Origin of the sequence: Pseudomonas sp. xss_2, from assembly GCF_043104195.1 — a bacterium.
Classification (GTDB): Bacteria; Pseudomonadota; Gammaproteobacteria; order Pseudomonadales; family Pseudomonadaceae; genus Aquipseudomonas; species Aquipseudomonas urmiensis.
This window is the reverse complement of record NZ_JBICKL010000049.1, coordinates 259,875-280,670: the sequence shown is the minus strand read 5'-3', so window position 1 is coordinate 280,670 and position 20,796 is coordinate 259,875. Positions and strand designations below refer to the sequence as shown.

Below are 20,796 nucleotides of genomic sequence, written 5' to 3'. Positions count from 1 at the left end.
GGCTTGCCCCGCGATGAGAGCAGCACCGCCACCATAAAAAAATGGGGCATGCCAGCGCTGGCATGCCCCATCGTTCACTGTGTCGCGAAGTCTCAGGCGACCTTGACGATCCAACCTGCCGGCGCTTCGACATCACCGCTCTGGATGCCGGTCAGCTCGTTGTACAGCTTGGTGGTCACCGGGCCGACTTCAGTCTCGCTGTGGAACACATGCAGCTTGCCGTTGTACTGAATACCCCCGATCGGGGTAATCACCGCGGCGGTGCCGCAGGCGCCAGCCTCGACGAAGCGCTCCAGGTTGTTGATCTCTACGTCGCCCTCGATCACTTTCAGGCCCAGGCGCGATTCGGCCAGTTCCATCAGCGACAGGCGGGTGATACCTGGCAGCACCGAGGCCGACTTGGGCGTCACGAACTCGTTGTTGGCGGTAATGCCAAAGAAGTTCGCCGAACCGACTTCCTCGATCTTGCTGTGAGTCAGCGGGTCGAGGTAAATGCAGTCGGCGAAGCCGGCTTTCTTGGCTTCGTAGCCAGGCTGCAGGCTGGCGGCGTAGTTGCCACCGACCTTGGCCGCGCCAGTGCCCTGCGGCGCGGCGCGGTCGAAGTCGGAGATCAGGAACTTGTGCGGGGTCATGCCGCCTTTGAAGTACGAGCCGACCGGAATGGCGAAGATCGAGAAAATGAACTCCGGTGCGGTGCGCACACCGATGTTGTCACCCACGCCAATCACGAACGGACGAAGGTACAGGGCACCTTTGCCGTGCGGCGGAACGAAGCGCTCGTTGGCCTTGACCACCTGCTTGCAGGCTTCGATGAACTGTTCGGTCGGCACGCGCGGCATCAGCAGGCGGTCGCAGCTGCGCTGCATGCGCAGGGCATTCTGGTCGGGGCGGAACAGGTTGATCGAGCCATCCTTGCAACGGTAGGCCTTCATGCCTTCGAAGCATTGCTGGCCATAGTGCAGAGCAGTCGAGCCTTCGCTGATGTGCAGCACATTGTCTTCGGTCAGGGTGCCCTTGTCCCACTCGCCATCGCGAAACACGGACAGGTAGCGCTTGTCGGTCTTGATGTAGTCGAAGCCAAGCTTGTCCCAGTTAATCTCGTTACTCATGACACCCTCGTTTGTCTTGCAGATGCCCGATCGCTCAGGCTGCTGTTATTTGCGCACCTCGCCACGATAATACATCCGCCGCAGATCGGAAACGCCCAGTCATAGATTCACCGCCCAGTCACAGCCGCAGATTGCCGGTTGGCTGCAAGCGTTCGATAAAGGCCAGGTCATGCGCAACCACCCGCATTGCCCCGCGAAACTGGCCGAGCATCCGTTCCAGCGCGTGCAGCGAAGGCAGGTCGAGATGAGTGTTCGGCTCGTCGAGCACCAACAGCGCCGCTCAGCGCCCCAGCAAACGTCGATCCCAGTCGCCAGCATGGCTGCGCTGGCACGCTTGCTCGCTGTCGAAACGCACGTGCCAGGCGACATGATCCAGGTGCACGCCAGCCTCGCTCAGGGCCTTGGCAGTCAGCTCGAGCATGCGCGCCTTGGCAGCTCCTGCCACGGCGGCGTCCTTGTCGGCTTCTTGTTCGAATACCCAGGTGATGCGCAGGCTGGCAGGAAAGTTGTCTGGCGCAAGGCGGTGGGTGAGCCAGGTGAAGCCGACGATCTCGCCTTTGGCGATCTCGCACGCTTCGGTCAGGCAAACCACCAGCTCACGCTCCAGACGGGCCAGGTCGCGTTTGCTCAAGGCCTTCATTGAGCGCTGTCGTCGATCTGCTGGCAGAAGCGCAGGCGATTGCCGAACGGATCCCAGATCTGCATCTGCAAGCCCCAGTCGACGGGCTCAGCCTCGGGGCGCGAATAGCCATATTGCTTGGCCTGCAACTCGCGCTCCAACGCCCGCAGATCTTCCACCCGGGCAAAAATGGTGGCGCCGGGCGAGGCATCGCCGTGGTGCTCGGAAAGGTGCAGGATCAGGCCATCGCGGTGGATCTGCGCGTACAGCGGCAGGTCCGGCGAGAAACGGTGCTCCCAGTCGAGTTGAAAACCGAGGAAGTCGAGGTAAAACTCCTTGGCCTTGTCGACCGAGAAGATGCGCAGGATCGGGATAGCGGGGGCGAGGTGCATGGGACGTCCTTGGTCATTGGCAAGCCGCTACTGTAGCGCAGTTCGTGCTCGTCTCAGCCGGTTTCGTTCAATGCCTACTGCAGAATGCCATTGAGCGATTGCAATACTTCATCGGTAATCATCTGTAAGCGATAGCTGTAGAAGCCGTACAGCGCGGCCAGGGCCACAGCGCTGATCAGCAAAGGGCTCCACCATGGCCACTGGCGCTGCATGCGAAAATTGCGCGGGGCAACATTGTGCGATGAGTCTGCAAAGAACTCGGGTGTCGGGCCCCGGAGCTCGCGGATGATCGCGTGCAACTTGACGATCAGTGCTTGTACAGCCTCGTCACCCTTGGGTTCGATAGCGTATTTGCCCATAAGGCCCATGCACAAACACATGTACATGAACTCCAGTACGTCCTGAAAGCGTTGCGGCTCCTGCATCATGCGCGACAGCACGGTAAAGAACTTCTCCCCGCCCCAGGTTTCCTGATGAAAGTCGCTCAGCAAGGGCTGTTGGCTCCAGCTGGAGTTCTTGCCCCAGTCCGTCCGCATCACGGTCTCGTCAAGATACAGGCACAGCGAGTACGAATAGGCCAGCAACTGGGTCGGCTCATACGCGTGTTGGCGCATTTCCTCCAGGATTTGGTTGATCTGGTTGTGAACCTGTTTGTACAGCTGTGCAATATCGCTGTGGCCGTCCAGCGTTTGCAGACGCATCGCCAAGCCAAATAACGGCATTGCTGCATCGATCATTTGATTGCTGAAGGCGCCACGTAACTGAAATTGAGGGTCGGCGGCATAGAGCGGGGGGTGAGCTTCGGGGCGGGATTTGATTGTGGGTGGCGGGATGTGCTCGCGGGTGGCCTCGGCGTCTTGGAAGTTTATGAGTAGGCCAGCGCCCAGCGCATCCTGCTTGGTGTTTTGCGTGGTCATCGATTATTGCTCCTAATTATGTAGGGGGGCCGAGTTTTGCGTCTGGTTGCTGGTTACGAAGGCTTAGGGTCGGCTTTGCGAATACGAGAGACCTTGCGCGGCTTCTTCTCCGGGCGTTGACCTGGGCGTACAGCCCAAAGGTGGGCGTTTTCTCGGAGGCGCTGCTGAATGTGCGGTGGATAGTCGGCAAGGGTCGTCAACGGCGGTACAGGCTTGCCTGGCATACCTGCTTGGCGAATGATCTTGGGCCAGCGCGGTTTCCAACACAGCAGCAGGCTGAGCCAGTGGCCGGTGCCGATGATCAAGAAAGCGGGGGAGATCAGGACCAGGCCGACCTTGATCAGCTTCGAGGCGTTGCGGAAATAGTGCGTGACGCCTTCGAACTGCGGGGTGAACGCTTGCCATGGCCAGGGGAAGTGCGAGGTGATGCGCGGGCGGGGGAGTCCTTCGGGGCCTTCGTCCATGAAGCGGCGGATGAACTCCCACTCGTCGCGGATTTCGCCTTGATGGTTTGCTGACTTGCCGACCCAGGCAACTTCTGTGCGTAGCGTCCCGGTAAACGGGGGAGACCAACAGAGGGCAAGGGGGACACCTATACCGCCTGCCACTGCATACTTGTCAGCGGAACCACTTGAAGTCACCCCTTCCCACGGCAGCGTGACGATCCCGCCACAGTAGCTTGGGCGATGTAGATACACCTGTTGAGTGATACGGTTGAAACGGATCAATAGGTGACGGGAAGTGAACATCTCGAGTCGGGTGAAACGTAGGCAGTATTTCAGATAAAACCAAGTTGTGGGTAGTGTAAGTATGGTGAGGCCGATGGCCATCCACAGGTACCCAGTTGCGATAGCACCCTCACTGTAATAGTAATCTATGGTCCAAATTGTACCTGCAGTAATGCCAGTGAAGCCGTTGATTATTAAAAAAATAATGGTGGCGGACACAATGCTGATGAGCCCCCGTTTTTCTTCAAACATGCCGCTGCGAATCTCAAGGATGCGGTTGTTGAATAGGTAGACGGGGCCGCGACTTTTTGGAGTTTCACTGGCTCTAAGTTTTGCAGCGGCCATTCCTTCTTGTTCATCGCTTTCGTAAGTGCAGATTTTTTTGCGTAACTTTTGCGTTCGCGCATCTTTTTTTCGTTCTTCTTCTGGGATGAGTGAAGCCTCCCAGGCGCCCCATTCAAAAAAATACATCACAATGCCTCGCTGATAGCGTTTAAGAGGCTAGATATTTCATCTTTGTCCGAGTTGTAGCGTGCTCCGCTGTGCTTGAGGCTGAAACAACATTTGTCGCACCACTGTTCCAGCGCGTTATTATCTACCAGCAGTAGATATAGAGTCGCACTAAGCGCTATGGCTCCGCCAATCCACCCCGCGCGGCTAAGCAGGAGCATTAGTGTTCGGTTTGCTGCAAGTCGATTGGATAAGTAAGAAAGTTCAAGAAGGATAGACCTAAGCTGAGCGTATCCAGGTTTTAAGGATAACCATTGGAAATACATGCCCGCTTGCGAAAAAGCGACACCGCCTTGGCCCATCACGAGTGCGCCTGTTGCCACTGCTCTGGCGGAGTAAGCTAAGCCGAGTCTCGCTTCATGACTTCCTATCGCATCTGATTGGTCAAATTTAGACTTCGCATCAGCAAAATCCCAAAAAATACTAACAATCCCTCCCGCAGCCGCCATCCCCGCTCCCCACAAGCGAAAGCGCCCCAGGCTGACTTGCGCGCCCCGCGCCGCTGCCGAGCCCTGGCCTACAGTGGCCAGCGCCTGTTCGGTCCCCACCGCGAGTAATTCCATGCCCGCCGCCGCACTGGTCAACCCCGCGGCTGCCACTTCACTCCAGAACCGCCGATCCTTGTTGTCCCGCTGCCCCTGCAGCAACAGCAGGCTCGCCTCAAGCAGCAACAACCCACTGGCGACGCGCAATCGGTAGAACGCATTGCTCTGCGCGCCCCGCACACTGTCGACGTAGGCTTGCTCCAGGCGGCGCACGATGGGGGCGGCGACGCGTCCGGGGGAGGGGGCGCGGCCATCCAGGGCGTGTTCGGCCAGGCGCAGGTTCAGCGCCTGTTCACCCAACGAGGCCACCAGGTAGGTAGTCAAGCGTCGATGCAGCCGGTGGTCGCTGCTGTTGGGCATGCCCGCCTGCAGGCTTTCTCGCCCCAGCTGGCCCAGCCATGCCAGGGCGCCAGCGGTGTTGATCTGGCTGTGCTCGGCAAGCTGATCGAGGTGGCCATCGACGCGGCTGAACTGCGCAGCCAGTTCCTTGGCCTGCTTGAGCGTGGTGTCGAGCATCTGCCACGGGTCGGCGGGCGCCTGCAGGTTGGCGAGCTTCAGCCGGGTTTGTTCCAGCACCTGGGCGATGTCGCGCTGGTTGAACACGAACGAGCGCAGCGCCAGGTTGGCTGGGGTCATTTCTTCGGCTTGCCACCACTGGGCCAACAGGCGCGCGCCGGCCGGCACCGCTTCCATGCCGATGACGCACAAGCCGCTCTGGTGAGCGAAGCACAGCCCACTGTTGAGGTCGTTGTCGTCGTAGTAGGCCAATGCCTCCAGCAAGGTGGGGTTGAGCAACCAGGCCAGATGGTCGTCGGCGCGTGCCTCGGCCAGTCGTTTCGCTTCTTCGCCCTCCTGGCGAAACCAGCCAAGCTGTACGCGCATACCGCCCAGGTTGACCCGGGGCAGGTAGCGTTGTTCGAACTGTTTGGCGAACTCGCCTTGCTCGGCGCGGGCTTGCAGGTCTTGGCGCACCAGCTCGCTATTGATATCGATGAGGCTGTCCTTGAACTGATTCCAGCCTTCGCGGTTCATCCCTGGCAGCAAGGCTTGATCGCTGTCTTTGAGCTGCACGCGCAAGGTTTCGGCGTGCCGGCCCATGAGTGCGGCGACCTTGCGTTCGCTGAACTGCTGGTGCAGCTCGGTGAAGGCTTGGGCGACCAGGGTCTTGCGCTCGTTGCTCGGCCCGGGCTTACCGTCGGGGCCGGCCGGCTCGGTGGTTTCCAGCCAGTCCTTGAGGTGTTCAAGACCGGCGTTGCGCCAGGCATTGAGCTCTTGGGTGATGCCGATGGCATCTTCGACCACCAGGGCAACCCCGCGTGGCTTGAGCGGGTCTGCCATGGGCCTGAGCATCTGCCGGACGCCGGCCAGGGAGAGGACGCTGGGTGTGCTGAACAGTTGGCGCTGGAGCAACGTGCGCAGCTGCGGATCGTACTCGGCGGCAAAGTCGGCGACTTGTTCGAGCTGGTCATGGGTCAGCACATGCGGCTCGGGCGTCGGGCAGGCTGCGCCGGTGAAGCGGGCGATGTTCACGGCGGGCAGGCTGTGCCGCCGGCGCAGCAGTTGTTGCTGGGCGGCTACGGTCAGCGGGTCGGGGCTGTAGAACAAGCGCAGTGATTGTAGATCGTCCAGGTCGTGCACGTTGAAGGCCCAGGCGATGTTGCGCAGTACGTCCCGGACGCCGAGGGCTGGCGGTGGCTCCCAGGGCGCGTCGGGCTCGGTGAGTGACAACGAGCCGTTGGCGGCAATCCGATAAGGCCGGTGCAGGGTAGCGCGGCCAGTGCTGGTGCGCTGTTCCATCACGTACAGGAACCCTTCGCGCAAAGGGCGTATGGCATAGGCCGCATGCTTGAGTGTGGCGACCTGCTGGGGCTGGCGCAGGTGCTCGGCCAGATCGGGCAAGCGCTTGCGCTGGCCGGGGTTGCCGCCAACCACGGCGTAGCGCAGCGGCAGGATGGTGAAGGTGCGGGTGCAGCTGACGGCGGGGCCGAGGTCGAACTGTTCGCTGAGCTCTTCGCAGGATTTGCGGTTGAGCTCGAGGAAGTCTTGCCAAGCGATCATCTGAGCGTCCTTACTGCAGCGATTGAATGTTCGCCTGGGCCAGGGCGTCGGCGAGCAGGTGGGTATTGGCACGGGCTTGATCCAAGGCGTGCTGCCAAGCAGCACAGGCTTTCAGAGTGGTCTCGTGGATAGCCATGCAATTGACATAGGTGATCAAGTCCGCTTGCCGGGTCAGGCCGGCGGCGCGTGCTTGAGCAAGATGGTGTTGGGCAAGCCCAAGGCGCACCCCGTGACAACGGGCAGGCATACCGCTGGCGGCCAGTGTGCTTTTGAGTTGCTCGGCAAGGCGCTGGCTAAGCGGTTCACCGCTGAGTGCATGCCAGCACGCCTGGTCAAGCGCCAGGCCAGAAAGGCGCTCGCCGGCAGGCAGGTCAGCTCCGCTCAGGCACTGCCAGGATTGTTTTTGATGATCTGGATAGGGCACCCACCAGCTATGGATAGGCGCCAGCCAGTGCGCGATGTCTGGCAGATCCCGGCGTGCATGCAGCACTTTCAGGCTGTGTTCGGTGTGATAGCGCAGCAGGTAGCGATGGCCATCGGCAGCCCGCACGATGTTGGCTTGGCCAAGGTGCTCAAGCAACGCTGCGGCCGACAGTTTGCTGACGATCCAGCCACAGATGCCTTGCATGGCAAGTTCATTGAGCATCCAGAAAAAGTCCCACTGGCCTTCCAGGCTGGCGCCCTCGCGCGGCACACACAGGCAGGGGGACACCGATAGCAGGTTTTTGAAATCGCTCTGCTGCAAAAGCGACCACAGCCTGCCTGGGCATTTGCTCGCGAGCTGTTCTCGCCCTTGTTCGCTGAGCCGGCCGAGCTCGACGATCGCGGCCAGGCGATACTGCGAAGATTCGCGCAAAGGCGTGAACAGGGCGTCTCTAAAAGCATCATTCATTGGCCGGCTCCTTCCATGCGTACCACGCTACGGCCCTCTTGGATGGCTTTGAGCAGGCAACTGACGCATATCGGCTCGCCTACCACTGGCGCGCCGTCGATGGCAAACGCGTTGCTGCTGCCGGTAGCGTTTTGCGCCACCGGGCCTTTGATAGCGATGGCTACGCCCTCGAGGGTAATGCCGGCGCCATCGAGCCGAAGCAGTCCGCCTGGGCTCTTGATGGTCAGGCTGTCGGCGACTTCAATCTCAAACACCTGGGTCTGCTGCTTGATCGCTTGGCCTGCACGTAGCTCGACATGGCCGGCCACCTGTTGCTGCAGATGGCCGCCAATTTCCACCGAGTGATTGGCGGTGGTTTTGTCCTGGCGGTGATTGCCGACCGTTTCGATCCGATCCTGGCCGGTGACAATGGTCTGCGTGCGGCCGATGGTCAGGCTGTCGTCATTGCTGATTTCATGCAGGCGGTTTTGGCCAATGCTGACGGACTCATCGCGGCCAACGTCTTCGCGGCGGTCATTGCCAATCGAGACCGTTTCGTCATGCTCGACCCGTTCGCTGCGGTCGTTGCCGACGAAGGTAGTTTGGTTGTGCTTGACGTGGTTGTTCTGATCCCTCTGCGCATGAATGAACACCTCCTCATGCCCCAGCTCATCCTCGAAACGCAGCTCATTGAAACCTTGGCCCTTGTGGGTCTGGCTTTTGATGGTCATGCGCGTCTTGTGCTTGGGCAGCTCGTACGGCGGTAGCTGGTTGGCGCAGTAGGTGCGGCCGGTGATCAGCGGCTGGTCGGGGTCGGCATTGACGTAGTGGATGATCACTTCCTGGCCGATCCGTGGGATGGCCATCGCGCCCCAGCTGCCGCCGGCCCAGCCTTGCGAGACGCGCACCCAGCACGAGCTGAACTCATTTTCCTGGCTGTCGCGGTCCCAGGGGAAGCTGACCTTGACCCGGCCCCATTCATCGCAATAGATCTGCTCGTTGGCCGGGCCGACCACGGTGGCCATGTGCGGGCCGTCGATATGCGGCTTGGGCAGCAGGGCGGGTTTCCACTCGATGCGCCCGGGAATCAGCGTCGCCTGTTGCAGGTAGCGGGTGCCCTGGTCGGCGCCCACCGCCTCTTGCTGCAGGCTGGTGAACTGGCAGCCCTCGTGGTGCACGCCGATCACCCGCCAGTGGGCGTTGAGGTCTTCGCGCGGGTGGTCGATCAGGTTGAAACTCAAGCCTGGTTGCAGGCGCACATCGTCGCCTTCGACCTGGGCGATGCGTGCATCGTGGCGCAAGGCGGTGAGGCGGTTGTGGGTGAACGGCTTGCCGACCACATCCCGCTTGTAGCGTCCGGGATAGTCGAAGCGCTCGTAGGCCGGGGACTGGTGCTGCAGGTCGCTGGCAGTGGCGGCATGCTCCTGGCGGTAGGCGGGGTGCTTGAAGCTGTAGTCGCGCTGCACCTGGCGGGCGCTGCGCACCTGTTCGCTGTAGCGAAAGCGGTGCAGGGCGGGTTTGGCCTGATCGCCGCCGCCGTTGGGCTGGTAGAGCACGGCGATGGGGTCGGCGTCGGGTGTTTCGACGTCATCGACGAAGCCTTCATCGTCGTCTTCGGCCTTGATCACGCTGCGGCTGATCAGGCCCATCTCCAGCAGGCGGTCGGTGATGATCAGTTGATGGCCGGTGGCGCTGTGCTCGAAGCTGTAGATAAAGCCTTCTTCGGCGGCCAGGCGGGACAGGAAGTCGAGGTCGGTTTCACCGGCCTGGACACAGAATTCGCGAACCTGATGGTCGAAACAGGCCACCAGGCTGACATTGCTCAGCCGCTGGGCCTGGAACATCAGTTCAAGGATTTGCGGCACGGTCTTTTGCTGGAAGATCCGCCAGTTCGAACGCAGGCTGGCGCGGGCCAGCTGTGGTTCGACCAGCGCCTGGTAGCGGGTGCGAGAGAAGCCGCTGTCACCCTGGCTGAAGCTGCTGACCAGGCCGTGCACGTAGCGCACCGGGCGTGGGCCGTCCCAGATAGTGAACAGCACAGGCTGGTCGAGCAGCTGGGCAAAGTCGACGTCGGCGTCTGCGCTGACCAGCTCCAGGTTGAGCTTGAACGGGGTGCTCAAGGCTTCATCGAGAGTGAACGAGACCACCTCGAATGCGGCGTCGCCGACCAAGGGTTGCAAGCTGTAGCGAAGATCGGATTGGCGGGGCATGAGAAGTCCTTGTCTGCTGGGAAGCGGCCATCCATTTGGCAGATTCGCGGGTTGTGCGCTAACAGCCACGCAGGGAAATGGGCTGCCTCGGGCTCAAGCCCCGACACTAACGAAGAAGCATTTCTCAGTGATATTTTTGCCTTCCCAAAAGGGTGTAGGAAGTTTCTCTATTTCATCTGGGGGAGTGGCATGGACGCATCGCGGGCACCGTAACGGAGCAATCTATCGCCCTGCGATTGTGCGCCAAGGCGTTGGTGCTCGATGCCAGAGCATCTGCGAAAACAGTTTCACAATCGTTCACCTGCGTAGTTGGCCCGCAACCTGCTATATCCAGCCATCGAATTTGATCGAGTGGTCAGGCTGGTAAAGCATCTTCGCTGCTACCCCCGACCCTCATAACGGCCATAGCGCCACGGATTTGCAGGGGCCGCAGGATGTTGCAGGCGGAGAAACCAGAGAAAATCGAACAGGACGCGGGTTGGAGCGCCCACCTGCAGTTGCGCTTCGTCGAGCGCGATGGGGTGACCCGCCTTGGTGCGCGCAAGCATTTTGGACCTCTTTTGGTGCAGCGCCCGTTCTACCCAGAAGGTGCACCGTGCCATGTGTACATCTTGCATCCGCCCGGGGGCATCGTCGCGGGCGACCGCCTGGAGCTGGACATCCAGCTCGAACCTGGCAGTCATGCACTGCTCACCATGCCGGGAGCCAGCAAGTTCTATCGCAGCATCGGGCCCACCGCGCGGCTTACGCAGCACTTTCACCTGGCGGCGGGCAGCACCTTGGAGTGGCTGCCACAAGACAGCATCTTCTTCTCCGGCGCCAGGGCCAGCCTCGATAGCCGCTTTACCCTTGAACCCGGTGCCCGGCTGCTGGCCTGGGAGACCCTGTGCCTGGGCCGGCCAGTGATGAACGAGCGCTTCAGCCAGGGTGCGCTGGACAGCCGCCTGCGCATCGAGCTGGCGGATGATCCGGGCCTGCACGAGCGCCTGCGCATCGAAGGCGGGCGTCTGACAAAAGTTGCCGAGCATCCATTGCTCGCGACCTTCTGCGCGGCCCCGGCCGACCAGGCCCTGCTCGAGCAGGTCCGCGCCGAATTGGAGCAGCTCGCCAACCCAGCAGGCGCGACCCTGCTCGGTCAGTTACTGGTGATCCGCCTGCTCGATCACGACAACCAACATCTGCAACACACCCTGCAGCGCCTCTGGCATGTGCTGCGCCCTGCCGTTCTCGGCCTGGCGCCATGCCCGCCGCGCATCTGGGCTACCTGAGAGAGACGCCGTGGAGCTGACCCCAAGAGAGAAAGACAAACTGCTGTTGTTCACCGCCGCGCTGCTGGCCGAGCGCCGCCTGGGCCGCGGCTTGAAGCTCAACTACCCGGAAGCGGTGGCGTTGATCAGCGCGGCGGTGATGGAGGGCGCGCGGGACGGGCGCAGTGTCGCCGAGCTGATGAGCCTGGGCCGTGAAGTGCTCAGGCGTGACCAGGTCATGGACGGCGTACCCGAGATGATCCACGACGTCCAGGTCGAGGCGACCTTTCCCGACGGCACCAAGCTTGTCACCGTTCACGACCCTATCGTCTAAGGAGCCCCGCATGATCCCCGGAGAAATCCAGGTCGCCGCCGGCGATATCGAACTCAATGTAGGCCGTGCCACGGTCAGCGTCAGCGTCGCCAACCATGGCGACCGACCGGTGCAGGTCGGTTCGCACTACCACTTCTATGAAGTCAACGACGCGCTGGTGTTCGAGCGTGAGCCGACCCTCGGCTTTCGCCTGGACATACCGGCCGGCACTGCGGTGCGCTTCGAACCAGGCCAGGCGCGCACCGTGCAGTTGGTGGCCTACGCTGGCAAGCGAGAGGTGTATGGCTTCCAGGGCAAGGTGATGGGCGCGCTGGAGGGCAGGCTATGAGCCGAATATCCCGCCAGGCCTATGCCGACATGTTCGGCCCCACCGTGGGCGATCGGGTGCGCCTCGCCGACACCGCGCTGTGGGTGGAAGTGGAGAAGGACTTCACCATTTATGGCGAGGAGGTCAAGTTCGGCGGCGGCAAGGTCATCCGCGATGGCATGGGCCAGGGCCAGATGCTGGCGGGCGAGGCGATGGACCTGGTGCTGACCAACGCGCTGATTATCGACCACTGGGGCATCGTCAAGGCCGACATCGGCGTCAAGCAGGGTCGCATCGCCGCGATCGGCAAGGCAGGCAACCCGGATGTGCAGCCCGGCGTCACTGTGCCGGTTGGGCCCGGCACCGAGGTGATTGCCGCCGAGGGCAAGATCGTCACCGCCGGTGGCATCGACTCGCATATCCACTTCATCTGCCCGCAGCAGGTCGAAGAGGCATTGACCAGTGGCGTCACCACCTTCATCGGTGGCGGCACGGGGCCGGCGACCGGCACCAATGCCACCACCTGCACGCCTGGTCCGTGGTACCTGGCGCGCATGCTGCAGGCGGCCGATTGCCTGCCAATCAACATCGGCCTGTTGGGCAAGGGCAACGCCTCGCGCCCCGAAGCGCTGCGCGAGCAGATTGCCGCAGGTGCGGTTGGCCTGAAATTGCATGAGGACTGGGGCTCGACCCCGGCGGCCATCGACTGTTGCCTGGGCGTGGCCGAGGAAATGGACATTCAGGTGGCGATCCACACCGACACCCTCAACGAGTCGGGCTGCATCGAAGACACCTTGGCGGCGATTGGCGATCGCACCATCCATACCTTCCACACCGAAGGCGCCGGTGGCGGGCATGCGCCCGATATCATTCGTGCGGCGGGGCAGGCCAACGTGCTGCCGTCCTCGACCAACCCGACCTTGCCCTACACCGTCAACACGGTCGATGAGCACCTGGACATGCTCATGGTCTGCCACCACCTGGACCCGAGCATCGCCGAAGACGTGGCCTTCGCCGAGTCGCGCATCCGCCGCGAGACGATTGCCGCCGAAGACATCCTGCATGACATGGGCGCCTTCGCCATGACCTCGTCCGACTCCCAAGCCATGGGCCGGGTCGGTGAAGTGGTGCTGCGCACCTGGCAGGTGGCGCACCAGATGAAGCTGCGCCGCGGCCCGCTGGCACCAGACAGCGACTACAGCGACAACTTCCGGGTCAAGCGCTACATCGCCAAGTACACCATGAACCCGGCGCTGACCCATGGCATTGCCCATGAAGTCGGTTCGGTCGAGGTCGGCAAGCTGGCTGACCTGGTGCTGTGGGCGCCGGCGTTCTTTGCGGTCAAGCCGGCCCTGGTGATCAAAGGCGGGATGATCGTCACCGCGCCGATGGGTGATATCAACGGCTCGATCCCCACCCCGCAGCCCGTGCATTACCGGCCAATGTTCGGCGCCATGGGCGCCGCCCGGCATGCCACGCGCATGACCTTCCTGCCCCAGGCGGCGCTTGACCGTGGCCTGGCCGAGGAGCTCAACCTGCGCAGCCTGATCGGCGTCGCCCACGGCTGTCGCCGGGTGCGCAAGGCGCACATGCTGCACAACACCTTGCAGCCTGTCATCGAAGTCGATGCGCAAACCTACCAGGTGCGCGCCGACGGCGAGTTGCTGGTTTGCGAACCGGCCCGCGAATTGCCGCTGGCCCAGCGTTATTTTCTGTTCTGAAGGAGCAAGCATGATTGTCCTGACCCGACGCATCGCCGATGCCGCACCGGTGACCGCTAGCGTCACCTTGGATGTCGACAGCCGTATCAAGAGCCGCCTGCGTGTCACCCTCGACGATGGCCGCGAGGCCGGGCTGATGCTCGAACGCGGTCATCTGCTGCGCGGTGGCGAGCTGCTCGCTGACGCCGACGGCAGCCAGGTCGTGCGTGTGGTGGCCGCGCCAGAGGCGGTATCCACGGTGCGCTGCAGCGACCCTTTGCTGCTGGCTCGCGCTGCCTATCATCTGGGTAACCGCCATGTGCCACTGCAGATCGAAGCCGGGCTGCTGCGCTATCAGCATGACTATGTACTCGATGACATGGTGCGCGGCCTTGGCCTGAGCGTGGACGCCGAGCAGGCGCCATTCGAACCGGAAGCAGGTGCCTACCAGAGCGCGCCGCATAGCCACAGCCACAGCCATGGCAACGATCATCCGTTCGTGCGCCTGCCTGCCCATTCCTGAGGAAACATCAATGAAAAAAAGCCTTGCCCTGTTGTTACTGCTGGTCGCCGTACCGGCTTTCGCCCACCCTGGCCACGACAGCAACCCGCTGCACGATGGCTTGCTGCATCCGCTGACGGGCCTCGATCACTTGCTGATGCTGCTGGGTACCGGCGTGCTGGCGGCACTGACCCGGCGCAGCCTGGCCTTGCCGCTGGCGACCTTGGCGGCGATGTTCGCAGGCGCAGTGCTGGGGCATCTGTTCGGTGATGTGCTGGGGATGGAAAGCATGATCATCGGCTCCCTGCTGGTGGCTGCCGCGGCGCTGCTGGTGCCAGGTCGGCAGCTGTTGCTGGCGTTGGCCATGCCGATCTTCGCCTTGTTCCATGGCTGGGCGCACGGTGTCGAAGCGACCCCGAGTGCGTTCTGGCTGTTCAGTGCAGGCTTTGTCACCGTCAGCGGCCTATTGTTGGCGGCAGGCTTTGCCGTAGGTTGCCTGCTGCGTCGCCATAGCGGTTTGCAGAAGGCCTTCGGCGGCGGCCTGCTGGCCGGCGCTGCGCTGGTCGTGGCCGGTTGATGAGCAGCGACCTGGCGCTGCTGCGCCTGCTGCAGCTGGCCAGCCCCGGCTTGCCGGTGGGCGGCTTTACCTATTCGCAAGGGCTGGAGTGGGCGGTCGAGGCTGGCTGGGTGAGCAACATTGCCAGCTTTTGTGACTGGCAGCGAGAGCAGTTGCACGACACCCTCGGCTACCTCGACTGGCCGCTGCTGGCGCGCTTGTACCATGCCTGCCAGGCCAACGATGCCCAAGCCTTCGGGCGCTGGAGCCAGTTCTTGCTGGCCAACCGCGAGACCGCCGAGCTGCGCCTTGAGGAGCGCCAGCGCGGATATGCCCTGGCGCGGATGCTCGACGGCTGGCAGCTGGGCCAAGACCCGGCCTGGCGAGCGAGCCTTGAGCTTAGCCAGCTAGGCGGTATGGCCTGGCTGGCCGTGCACTGGTCGATCCCGTTACGCCAGCTAGCCCTGGGCCTGGGCTTTGCCTGGCTGGAAGGGGCGGTGATGGCTGGGGTCAAGCTGGTGCCGTTCGGCCAGCAGGCCGCCCAGACCCTGCTGCGCGACCTCGGTGAAGCGCTGCCGGCAGTGCTCGACCAGGCCTTAAGCCTGAGCGACGAGCAACTCGGTGGCGGCTTGCCGCTGCTGGCAATTGCCTCGTCGCGACATGAAACCCAATACACCCGTTTGTTCCGTTCTTGAGGACTGCCTTCATGCAAAGCTATCAGCAACCCCTGCGCGTCGGTGTCGGCGGCCCGGTAGGATCCGGCAAGACCGCGCTGCTCGAAGCGCTGTGCAAGGCCATGCGCGATCACTACCAGATCGCCGTGGTGACCAATGACATCTACACCAAGGAAGATCAGCGCATTCTTACCGAGGCCGGTGCCCTTGAGCCTGAGCGTATCGTCGGGGTAGAGACCGGCGGCTGCCCGCACACCGCGATTCGCGAGGATGCCTCGATGAACCTGGCCGCAGTGGAGGCCTTGGCGCGCAAGTTCGGCAACCTTGAGGTGATCTTCGTCGAGAGCGGCGGTGACAACCTCAGCGCCACCTTCAGCCCGGAGCTGGCCGACCTGACCATCTACGTGATCGACGTTGCCGAGGGTGAGAAGATCCCACGTAAAGGTGGCCCGGGGATTACCAAGTCGGACTTCCTGGTAATCAACAAGACCGACCTGGCGCCGTATGTTGGCGCTTCGTTGGAAGTGATGGAGCGTGATACCCAGCGCATGCGCCCGCAGCGGCCTTGGACCTTCAGTAACCTGAAGAAGGGCGAGGGGTTGCAGGCTGTGATCGATTTCATCGTCGAGCGCGGGATGCTGGGGGTCAGAAGTTCTTGACGTCGCAGTGCCATGGCTGACGGCCAGTCGCCCCTCATCGCTGCGACGTGTCCTGCAATGAGGGGCGACAGCCCCCGCAGCAACGCGCTTGAGGTATGATCTGCGCCCGCTCAGGAGCAAGCCCATGGCCAAAGACATCGACAACCCCTGCGTCTCGCTGTGCCAGCTCAACAGCGAGCTGTGCGTGAGCTGTGGTCGAAGCCGGGACGAGATCCGCAAATGGCGTGCAATGAAACGCCCGGAAAAGATGGCCACCGTGCAGCGAGCGGCTGTGCGGTTGAAAGCCATCGCCAAGAAAAACGCCAAGCGCCAGCCGAGCGAATGACCTTGGGCTGCGCCTAACCTGCCGCTGCCGACCACTGCGCGTACGCCGTTGTCATCACCTGCCAGGTTTGCCGGTCGGCAGGGATCAGATGTTCGATACGCAGCGACGCCACGCTGATGTCCAGCGGCATGCCGAAGGTGGTAAAGGTCGACAGGAAGTTGAGCTCGCCTTGCCCGCTGCGCACTCGGGTCAATACCACCGGGGAGAGTGCCGGGCTCAGCGGCAGATCGGTTGGCCCAGGCAGCTTGCGCAACAGCTCAGCCAACTCAGGATTGCTGAAGGCTTCCCGGGCCGCGCGTTGCCAGGCAATTGTGCGTATCTCATCGGCATTGACCAGGTGGTCGCCCAGGCCACCGGGGCGCAGCAGCGTGTCGAGCAGATTCAGGCCGGAGGGCTGGGTCGTCTGAACACCGAGCATTGCCAGGAGCAAGCCGGCACTGGCGTTGGCAGCGGTGATGTCCCAGTTACTGGCGATCACCAACGCCGGTGCCGGGTTGTTGGCCTGCAGGATGTGCTCGATCGCGTCATGCACCATTGCCATCGCTGGCGCGTCGGGTGTCGAGGCCATGTAGCGCGGGGCAAAACCTGCCGCGAGAAATATCTCATTGCGTTGTTCCAGTGGAGCGTCGAGGGCTGACAGCAAAGCATGCAGCGTGCTCGGACTGGGCTTGGCGCGGCCGGTCTCGACGCAGCTGAGGTGACGCTGGGAAATGCCAGTAATCAGCGACAGTTCGAGCTGGCTAAGCCTGGCTTGACGGCGCAGGCGCCGCAGGTGCTCACCCGCCGCTGTGGCGGTAGGCGGATGAGTCGTGAGGGAGTGGGAGGGGCTCATGGGTGCACTCTGACGGTCCTTGTGTAGCGAGTCCATGACCTGTCAGGTCATTGAGCGGCCAGCAACTCTACCACTAGGGTTGCGTGCAACTCACCAGGAGAAGCACATGCGCGCGCCCTATATCGCTTTACCGCTGCTGTTGGCTTTCACGTTGTACACCGGCTGGAGCATGCTGATTGCCGATCAGTCGCTGATCGCCTTCGGCCTTGAGCTAATGGCCAGGCCCGACACTGCCCAAGTGGTCATCGATCTGTACCTGATGGCCGGGCTTGCCTGTTTCTGGATGGTCAACGACACCCGCGCCAGAGGGCAGCCTCTGCGCCGGGTGCTGCCGTACGTGCTGGTCACGATCGTGTTCGTTTCAGCAGGGCCGCTGTTGTATATCGTCGTTCGGGGCTTATGCGGCAGGGGCAGGCAATGAACAGTGTGCTGTCTGTGTATGCCATCTGTGTGGTGGTTCTGCTGCTCAAGATGCTCGCGATCTCGTGCTATCAAGGCTATTTTCGTTTGCGCTGCAAGATCTTCACAAACCCCGAAGATGCTGCTGTTTTCCGGCGCTCGGCCGAATTCGAAGAATGCCCCCAAGTCAGACGCGGCGCGAAAGCCTGGAGCAATGACCTTGAAAGCATCCCGCTGTTCATTGCGCTGGGTGGGCTGGCGGTTGCCGTTGATGCGCCCGGGGTGATGAGCCAGTACTTGAGCGGGTTGTTTACCGTCGCCAGGGTCTTGCACACCGTCACTTATCTAGCGGGCGTGCAGCCATGGCGTACGGTCAGTTATGGCATGGGTGTGCTGTGTTTGCTCGGCCTGGCCGGGATGATTGTGCTCAGGGTGCTGGCGGCCTGAGCACTCAGGCTCAGGCGTGCAGGGTGTTAGCGGCGATAGTAACGGTGATGCTCTTCGTAGCGGTGGCGCATTACCCGTTCGTGGTGGCGCTCCCAATCACGATGGCGTTTGGCTTCACGGCGCGCCTGCTCCCTACGCCATTGATCTCGGCGCCAGTTGTCGCGTCGCCACTCATCTCGGCGATCGTGCCAACGGCCGTCGTGCCAGTAACGGTCGTCATGGGCCAGCAATGGCGCCGACTGCTGATCGGCGACGTCGGCCAGGCTTGACCAAGGATTGCCAGCCGACTGCTTGGCTGGCTCAACGGCTGTCAGTTGCTGGGCCAAGGCCGGCGCTTTGGGGTTGATCTGTGTTGCTGATGCCGAGCCCACTGCCGCGAAGGCGAACAGGGCCAAAAGCACCATCCGAGGGGCATTGAATTTCATGAGCAAAGACAACCTCTACGTGGCAGTTTGACGTATGCCCATCTGCTTGCGGAAAACCTGGCGAGGTGGCTGTCTACCGAGCAAATGCGCGTATCCACATAGACCGATAAACTGGGAAAAGTTCTAAGCGCCCAAGATTTTATGCGGTGACGTCATTGATGACTCAACTGCAATTCGAGGATTTCATCTCCATATTCATCTGTCTCCCCTGTCGGGCTCCATCCCAGGTGTCGATAGAAACTATAGGAACGAACATTTGGATCGCTCGAGCAAGCCAAGAACAGGCGATGCAGTCCTTGAGTTTTGAGTTTATCGACCATCATCGCCAGCAGCGCTTTGCCGATGCCCAGGCCTTCGTAGGCAGGAAGAAGGGCCAGCACAACAATCTCGCCGGTATTCCGATCACCAAAGCAATAGCCAATCATCTGGCCATCGGCACAGGCGACGAAGCCAGGGCAGCTGCCGTCTTGGATACCGGTGCTCCAAGATTCGGCAGTGATACCAAGTGCATTTAGCTCTTGTTCTGAGAATGCATTTTCTCTCGTCAGCCCGCGGATCTTGATACACAAGGCGGCGTCATCGGACTTGGCCGGGCGATAGGTCAGGTGGGTCATGAGTCGTTGTCACTGTATAGGTGGTTATGATGTGGAAAGGTAGAAAAATAGGCGGGTTGACTGGCATTCAACTCGCTATGCACATTCTTCAAATGGTTGCGTAATGTCAAACGAGTCAATGTTTTTAAGTGTAATTGCGACCCTTACTTCAATGGCCGTCGGGACTTACGCAATGGCGTAGTGAAGTAGATACGCCCGACTTCTCGGCATGTCCGCTTCAGATCGATAACGGCCTTTCATGTCCGTTAAACCCCGAGCTCCCCGTCGGCCAGACGGTCATGGCGGATTGCCTTGAGGGGGCTATCGTTGCTTGTCTGGGCAACCACTACCGACCGAGGGCGGTGCCATGAACACCAGTGATCTACTCGAACAGTTACTGCGCGCCGGGCAAGGCGCGCAAGCGCAACAAGGCGGCATGTCAGCGCAAGCCGGCCTGGGCGGTTTGCTGGGTGGCCTGCTTGGCGGCGGCAGTGCAACCGGTGGCCGTGATGGCCTGGGTGGTTTATTGGGCGGTCTGTTGGGGGGCGGTGGCGGCGGATCTACCCAAGGGCGCTCGGCCGCAGGCAATTACGCAGCCCTGGCGTCGCTGGGCATGATGGCGTTCCGCGCTTATCAAAGCTGGCAGCGCAGCCAGGCCGCAGCCCCGCAACAGGCCGTGCGCACTGTCGATCAATTGTCAGGCCTCGAAGCCGAGGATCACAGCCATGCAATCTTGCGCGCGCTGATTGCGGCAGCCAAGGCAGACGGGCGCATCGACAAGCAGGAAGAACAGTTGATCTACGCTGAAATCAAACGCCAAACCAGTGACCCGCACTTGCAGCAATGGCTCGATGAAGAAGTCGGCAAGCCACTCGATGCCGTCGAAGTGGCACAGTCGGCCCAAGACCCAGGCATGGCTGCGGAAATGTACCTGGCCAGCGTGATGCTGGTGGATGACCAGCAGGCCGCAGAGCGGGCCTACCTGGACGAACTGGCCGGCGCATTGAACATCGATGCGGCATTGCAGGTGCACCTGGAACAGCAGGCCAAGGGAGCCGCCTGAGCGTCTTGCGATGCCTGTGCTGCTCATCAATCTGAAACCCACTCAGGCAAGGCCCATGAGCTGGGTGGCAGACAGCTTTCTCCCTGGTTCAATCCAGCACATTGTGCAGCACTTCATAAATAACGCCGGTGGCGAGGGTGATCAGCAACAGGTCCTTGCCTGCCTGTTGCCATTCATAGCCCTCGTAATGAGGTAGACGGCCCAGCAGGCGGCTGTCCAGTTTCTTGGCGATACCGGGCGGGAGTGGTTTGCCCCGAGCTAGGTTTTTCTGGATGCCCGGCGGCAAAGCCGCTCCCGGGCTCCAGTAGTCACGATTGTCGCCGAGAATGATCCTGACCCCTGCGACATCGATCGAAGGTCCGTCGTGCCGGTAGTTTGCGCCTGCCGGGTCCTGCTTGCCGTGCTGGCCACCCTTGTCGTGTCCCTTGCCTTTGCCATTGCCAGGGTCAGCAAGCGATAGCGCTGCTGTGCTGCTCAGCGTAACGGCAAGCACCGCACAGAGCAGCGAGTTGAGCGTGGGCATGACTGTATCTCCTCAAGGCTTGCACGTCAGCGTAGTCGCTGGCGCTGAAACAGCCAAAGCGCGGCATAAGCTGCGACCGCTCGTTATGTTCAGGCCGCTTAGCAGTGGCTGCCGGGGCTGGTTTTTACGGTTTTTTTACGACGAGCACGGCTGCCGATCAGCATACTAGCGGCACTTTTTGCCCGCAGGCGGGCAGTGTCAACTTGACCTCTTTGAACCCAGGCTGCTGCGGCGGCCTGGCAAGCAGGTTG

Annotated in this window: 25 protein-coding genes; 12 read left to right on the top strand and 13 right to left on the bottom strand. The window is 61.8% G+C overall.

The genetic code is table 11. From position 1 onward, the window contains the following. Positions 1-92: 92 nt before the first annotated feature. The 9 genes from ACF8K2_RS12505 to ACF8K2_RS12465 form a co-directional block, all read right to left on the bottom strand. The gene (locus tag ACF8K2_RS12505) at positions 93-1,109 is read right to left on the bottom strand and encodes a branched-chain amino acid aminotransferase (RefSeq protein ID WP_392465084.1); all 1,017 of its coding nucleotides are present in this window, start codon (positions 1,107-1,109) and stop codon (positions 93-95) included. A 118-nt stretch (positions 1,110-1,227) separates the two neighbouring features. Next, on the bottom strand, positions 1,228-1,377 hold the full coding sequence (locus ACF8K2_RS12500) for a hypothetical protein (protein WP_392465083.1): 150 nt from the start codon (positions 1,375-1,377) through the stop codon (positions 1,228-1,230). Positions 1,378-1,389: 12 nt separating this feature from the next. Continuing rightward, positions 1,390-1,749 carry a hypothetical protein gene (locus ACF8K2_RS12495; RefSeq protein ID WP_392465082.1) on the bottom strand — a complete coding sequence of 120 codons (360 nt, stop codon included), beginning with the start codon at positions 1,747-1,749 and terminating at the stop codon, positions 1,390-1,392. Next, positions 1,746-2,120 (bottom strand): glyoxalase superfamily protein, encoded by a 375-nt coding sequence (locus ACF8K2_RS12490; protein WP_186555270.1) that lies wholly within the window; start codon positions 2,118-2,120, stop codon positions 1,746-1,748. The genes ACF8K2_RS12495 and ACF8K2_RS12490 overlap by 4 nt, the downstream gene beginning before the upstream one ends. 74 nt (positions 2,121-2,194) lie before the next feature. Further along, positions 2,195-3,037 (bottom strand): type IVB secretion system protein IcmH/DotU, encoded by an 843-nt coding sequence (gene icmH / locus ACF8K2_RS12485; protein ID WP_392465081.1) that lies wholly within the window; start codon positions 3,035-3,037, stop codon positions 2,195-2,197. Positions 3,038-3,090: 53 nt separating this feature from the next. After that, the gene (locus ACF8K2_RS12480; protein WP_392465080.1) at positions 3,091-4,236 is read right to left on the bottom strand and encodes a DUF6708 domain-containing protein; all 1,146 of its coding nucleotides are present in this window, start codon (positions 4,234-4,236) and stop codon (positions 3,091-3,093) included. Beyond that, positions 4,236-6,878, bottom strand: coding sequence for a T6SS effector BTH_I2691 family protein (locus tag ACF8K2_RS12475; RefSeq protein WP_392465079.1), 2,643 nt, complete (start codon positions 6,876-6,878; stop codon positions 4,236-4,238). The genes ACF8K2_RS12480 and ACF8K2_RS12475 overlap by 1 nt, the downstream gene beginning before the upstream one ends. A 10-nt stretch (positions 6,879-6,888) precedes the next feature. Further along, positions 6,889-7,770, bottom strand: a complete 882-nt coding sequence (locus tag ACF8K2_RS12470; RefSeq protein WP_392465078.1) for a DUF4123 domain-containing protein — start codon at positions 7,768-7,770, stop codon at positions 6,889-6,891. Next, positions 7,767-9,959 (bottom strand): type VI secretion system Vgr family protein, encoded by a 2,193-nt coding sequence (locus tag ACF8K2_RS12465; protein ID WP_392465076.1) that lies wholly within the window; start codon positions 9,957-9,959, stop codon positions 7,767-7,769. Before ACF8K2_RS12465 ends, ACF8K2_RS12470 begins: the two co-directional genes overlap by 4 nt. A 434-nt stretch (positions 9,960-10,393) precedes the next feature. Between ACF8K2_RS12465 and ACF8K2_RS12460 the strand changes: the two genes are divergently transcribed. The 9 genes from ACF8K2_RS12460 to ACF8K2_RS12420 all read left to right on the top strand — a co-directional run bounded on the left by ACF8K2_RS12460 (position 10,394) and on the right by ACF8K2_RS12420 (position 16,263). Next, entirely contained in the window at positions 10,394-11,227 is an 834-nt protein-coding gene (locus ACF8K2_RS12460) for an urease accessory protein UreD (RefSeq protein ID WP_392465074.1), read from the top strand. Positions 11,228-11,237: 10 nt separating this feature from the next. Continuing rightward, on the top strand, positions 11,238-11,540 hold the full coding sequence (locus tag ACF8K2_RS12455; RefSeq protein ID WP_186556975.1) for an urease subunit gamma: 303 nt from the start codon (positions 11,238-11,240) through the stop codon (positions 11,538-11,540). A 10-nt stretch (positions 11,541-11,550) separates the two neighbouring features. Further along, complete coding sequence (locus ACF8K2_RS12450) at positions 11,551-11,868, top strand: urease subunit beta (RefSeq protein WP_186556982.1); 318 nt, start codon at positions 11,551-11,553, stop codon at positions 11,866-11,868. After that, positions 11,865-13,568, top strand: coding sequence for an urease subunit alpha (ureC, locus tag ACF8K2_RS12445; protein ID WP_392465072.1), 1,704 nt, complete (start codon positions 11,865-11,867; stop codon positions 13,566-13,568). The genes ACF8K2_RS12450 and ureC overlap by 4 nt, the downstream gene beginning before the upstream one ends. A 10-nt stretch (positions 13,569-13,578) precedes the next feature. After that, positions 13,579-14,070, top strand: coding sequence for an urease accessory protein UreE (ureE, locus tag ACF8K2_RS12440; RefSeq protein ID WP_392465070.1), 492 nt, complete (start codon positions 13,579-13,581; stop codon positions 14,068-14,070). A gap of 10 nt (positions 14,071-14,080) precedes the next feature. Further along, the gene (locus tag ACF8K2_RS12435; protein ID WP_186556988.1) at positions 14,081-14,626 is read left to right on the top strand and encodes a HupE/UreJ family protein; all 546 of its coding nucleotides are present in this window, start codon (positions 14,081-14,083) and stop codon (positions 14,624-14,626) included. Further along, entirely contained in the window at positions 14,626-15,300 is a 675-nt protein-coding gene (locus tag ACF8K2_RS12430) for an urease accessory UreF family protein (RefSeq protein ID WP_312153659.1), read from the top strand. The genes ACF8K2_RS12435 and ACF8K2_RS12430 overlap by 1 nt, the downstream gene beginning before the upstream one ends. A gap of 11 nt (positions 15,301-15,311) precedes the next feature. Continuing rightward, positions 15,312-15,938, top strand: coding sequence for an urease accessory protein UreG (ureG, locus tag ACF8K2_RS12425; protein ID WP_186556992.1), 627 nt, complete (start codon positions 15,312-15,314; stop codon positions 15,936-15,938). Between the two features lie 124 nt (positions 15,939-16,062). Beyond that, positions 16,063-16,263, top strand: coding sequence for a DUF1289 domain-containing protein (locus ACF8K2_RS12420; RefSeq protein ID WP_264232467.1), 201 nt, complete (start codon positions 16,063-16,065; stop codon positions 16,261-16,263). A 13-nt stretch (positions 16,264-16,276) separates the two neighbouring features. On the opposite strand, the gene ACF8K2_RS12415 is transcribed toward ACF8K2_RS12420, so the two are convergent. After that, positions 16,277-17,095, bottom strand: coding sequence for a helix-turn-helix domain-containing protein (locus ACF8K2_RS12415; protein WP_392465069.1), 819 nt, complete (start codon positions 17,093-17,095; stop codon positions 16,277-16,279). A 106-nt stretch (positions 17,096-17,201) separates the two neighbouring features. Here ACF8K2_RS12415 and ACF8K2_RS12410 point away from each other — a divergent pair, with 106 nt between their 5' ends. Beyond that, a complete protein-coding gene (locus ACF8K2_RS12410) occupies positions 17,202-17,516 on the top strand; it encodes a DUF2834 domain-containing protein (RefSeq protein WP_392465067.1) in 315 nt (104 codons plus the stop codon). Then, entirely contained in the window at positions 17,513-17,941 is a 429-nt protein-coding gene (locus ACF8K2_RS12405) for an MAPEG family protein (RefSeq protein WP_186556999.1), read from the top strand. The genes ACF8K2_RS12410 and ACF8K2_RS12405 overlap by 4 nt, the downstream gene beginning before the upstream one ends. Positions 17,942-17,967: 26 nt before the next feature. Here the strand turns inward: ACF8K2_RS12405 and ACF8K2_RS12400 are convergent, their stop codons facing one another. Then, positions 17,968-18,366 (bottom strand): hypothetical protein, encoded by a 399-nt coding sequence (locus ACF8K2_RS12400; protein ID WP_264232472.1) that lies wholly within the window; start codon positions 18,364-18,366, stop codon positions 17,968-17,970. A gap of 152 nt (positions 18,367-18,518) precedes the next feature. Next, complete coding sequence (locus ACF8K2_RS12395) at positions 18,519-18,980, bottom strand: GNAT family N-acetyltransferase (RefSeq protein WP_392465065.1); 462 nt, start codon at positions 18,978-18,980, stop codon at positions 18,519-18,521. A gap of 346 nt (positions 18,981-19,326) precedes the next feature. Between ACF8K2_RS12395 and ACF8K2_RS12390 the strand changes: the two genes are divergently transcribed. Then, a complete protein-coding gene (locus tag ACF8K2_RS12390; protein ID WP_392465064.1) occupies positions 19,327-20,022 on the top strand; it encodes a tellurite resistance TerB family protein in 696 nt (231 codons plus the stop codon). Between the two features lie 88 nt (positions 20,023-20,110). Here the strand turns inward: ACF8K2_RS12390 and ACF8K2_RS12385 are convergent, their stop codons facing one another. Then, positions 20,111-20,545 carry an anti-virulence regulator CigR family protein gene (locus ACF8K2_RS12385; RefSeq protein WP_392465063.1) on the bottom strand — a complete coding sequence of 145 codons (435 nt, stop codon included), beginning with the start codon at positions 20,543-20,545 and terminating at the stop codon, positions 20,111-20,113. Between the last annotated feature and the right edge of the window lie 251 nt (positions 20,546-20,796).

Bases quoted from the DNA above. Each gene is read 5' to 3' on its own strand.
- ACF8K2_RS12505 (WP_392465084.1), bottom strand. From the start codon at position 1,109: ATGAGTAACGAGATTAACTGGGACAAGCTTGGCTTCGACTACATCAAG.
- ACF8K2_RS12420 (WP_264232467.1), top strand. From the start codon at position 16,063: ATGGCCAAAGACATCGACAACCCCTGCGTCTCGCTGTGCCAGCTCAAC.
- ACF8K2_RS12415 (WP_392465069.1), bottom strand. From the start codon at position 17,095: ATGAGCCCCTCCCACTCCCTCACGACTCATCCGCCTACCGCCACAGCG.
- ureG (WP_186556992.1), top strand. From the start codon at position 15,312: ATGCAAAGCTATCAGCAACCCCTGCGCGTCGGTGTCGGCGGCCCGGTA.
- ACF8K2_RS12400 (WP_264232472.1), bottom strand. From the start codon at position 18,366: ATGAAATTCAATGCCCCTCGGATGGTGCTTTTGGCCCTGTTCGCCTTC.
- ACF8K2_RS12405 (WP_186556999.1), top strand. From the start codon at position 17,513: ATGAACAGTGTGCTGTCTGTGTATGCCATCTGTGTGGTGGTTCTGCTG.
- ACF8K2_RS12385 (WP_392465063.1), bottom strand. From the start codon at position 20,545: ATGCCCACGCTCAACTCGCTGCTCTGTGCGGTGCTTGCCGTTACGCTG.
- ACF8K2_RS12435 (WP_186556988.1), top strand. From the start codon at position 14,081: ATGAAAAAAAGCCTTGCCCTGTTGTTACTGCTGGTCGCCGTACCGGCT.
- ACF8K2_RS12410 (WP_392465067.1), top strand. From the start codon at position 17,202: ATGCGCGCGCCCTATATCGCTTTACCGCTGCTGTTGGCTTTCACGTTG.
- ACF8K2_RS12390 (WP_392465064.1), top strand. From the start codon at position 19,327: ATGAACACCAGTGATCTACTCGAACAGTTACTGCGCGCCGGGCAAGGC.
- ACF8K2_RS12430 (WP_312153659.1), top strand. From the start codon at position 14,626: ATGAGCAGCGACCTGGCGCTGCTGCGCCTGCTGCAGCTGGCCAGCCCC.
- ureC (WP_392465072.1), top strand. From the start codon at position 11,865: ATGAGCCGAATATCCCGCCAGGCCTATGCCGACATGTTCGGCCCCACC.
- ACF8K2_RS12470 (WP_392465078.1), bottom strand. From the start codon at position 7,770: ATGAATGATGCTTTTAGAGACGCCCTGTTCACGCCTTTGCGCGAATCT.
- ACF8K2_RS12475 (WP_392465079.1), bottom strand. From the start codon at position 6,878: ATGATCGCTTGGCAAGACTTCCTCGAGCTCAACCGCAAATCCTGCGAA.
- icmH (WP_392465081.1), bottom strand. From the start codon at position 3,037: ATGACCACGCAAAACACCAAGCAGGATGCGCTGGGCGCTGGCCTACTC.
- ACF8K2_RS12395 (WP_392465065.1), bottom strand. From the start codon at position 18,980: ATGACCCACCTGACCTATCGCCCGGCCAAGTCCGATGACGCCGCCTTG.
- ACF8K2_RS12460 (WP_392465074.1), top strand. From the start codon at position 10,394: ATGTTGCAGGCGGAGAAACCAGAGAAAATCGAACAGGACGCGGGTTGG.
- ACF8K2_RS12450 (WP_186556982.1), top strand. From the start codon at position 11,551: ATGATCCCCGGAGAAATCCAGGTCGCCGCCGGCGATATCGAACTCAAT.
- ACF8K2_RS12480 (WP_392465080.1), bottom strand. From the start codon at position 4,236: ATGTATTTTTTTGAATGGGGCGCCTGGGAGGCTTCACTCATCCCAGAA.
- ACF8K2_RS12465 (WP_392465076.1), bottom strand. From the start codon at position 9,959: ATGCCCCGCCAATCCGATCTTCGCTACAGCTTGCAACCCTTGGTCGGC.
- ureE (WP_392465070.1), top strand. From the start codon at position 13,579: ATGATTGTCCTGACCCGACGCATCGCCGATGCCGCACCGGTGACCGCT.
- ACF8K2_RS12490 (WP_186555270.1), bottom strand. From the start codon at position 2,120: ATGCACCTCGCCCCCGCTATCCCGATCCTGCGCATCTTCTCGGTCGAC.
- ACF8K2_RS12495 (WP_392465082.1), bottom strand. From the start codon at position 1,749: ATGAAGGCCTTGAGCAAACGCGACCTGGCCCGTCTGGAGCGTGAGCTG.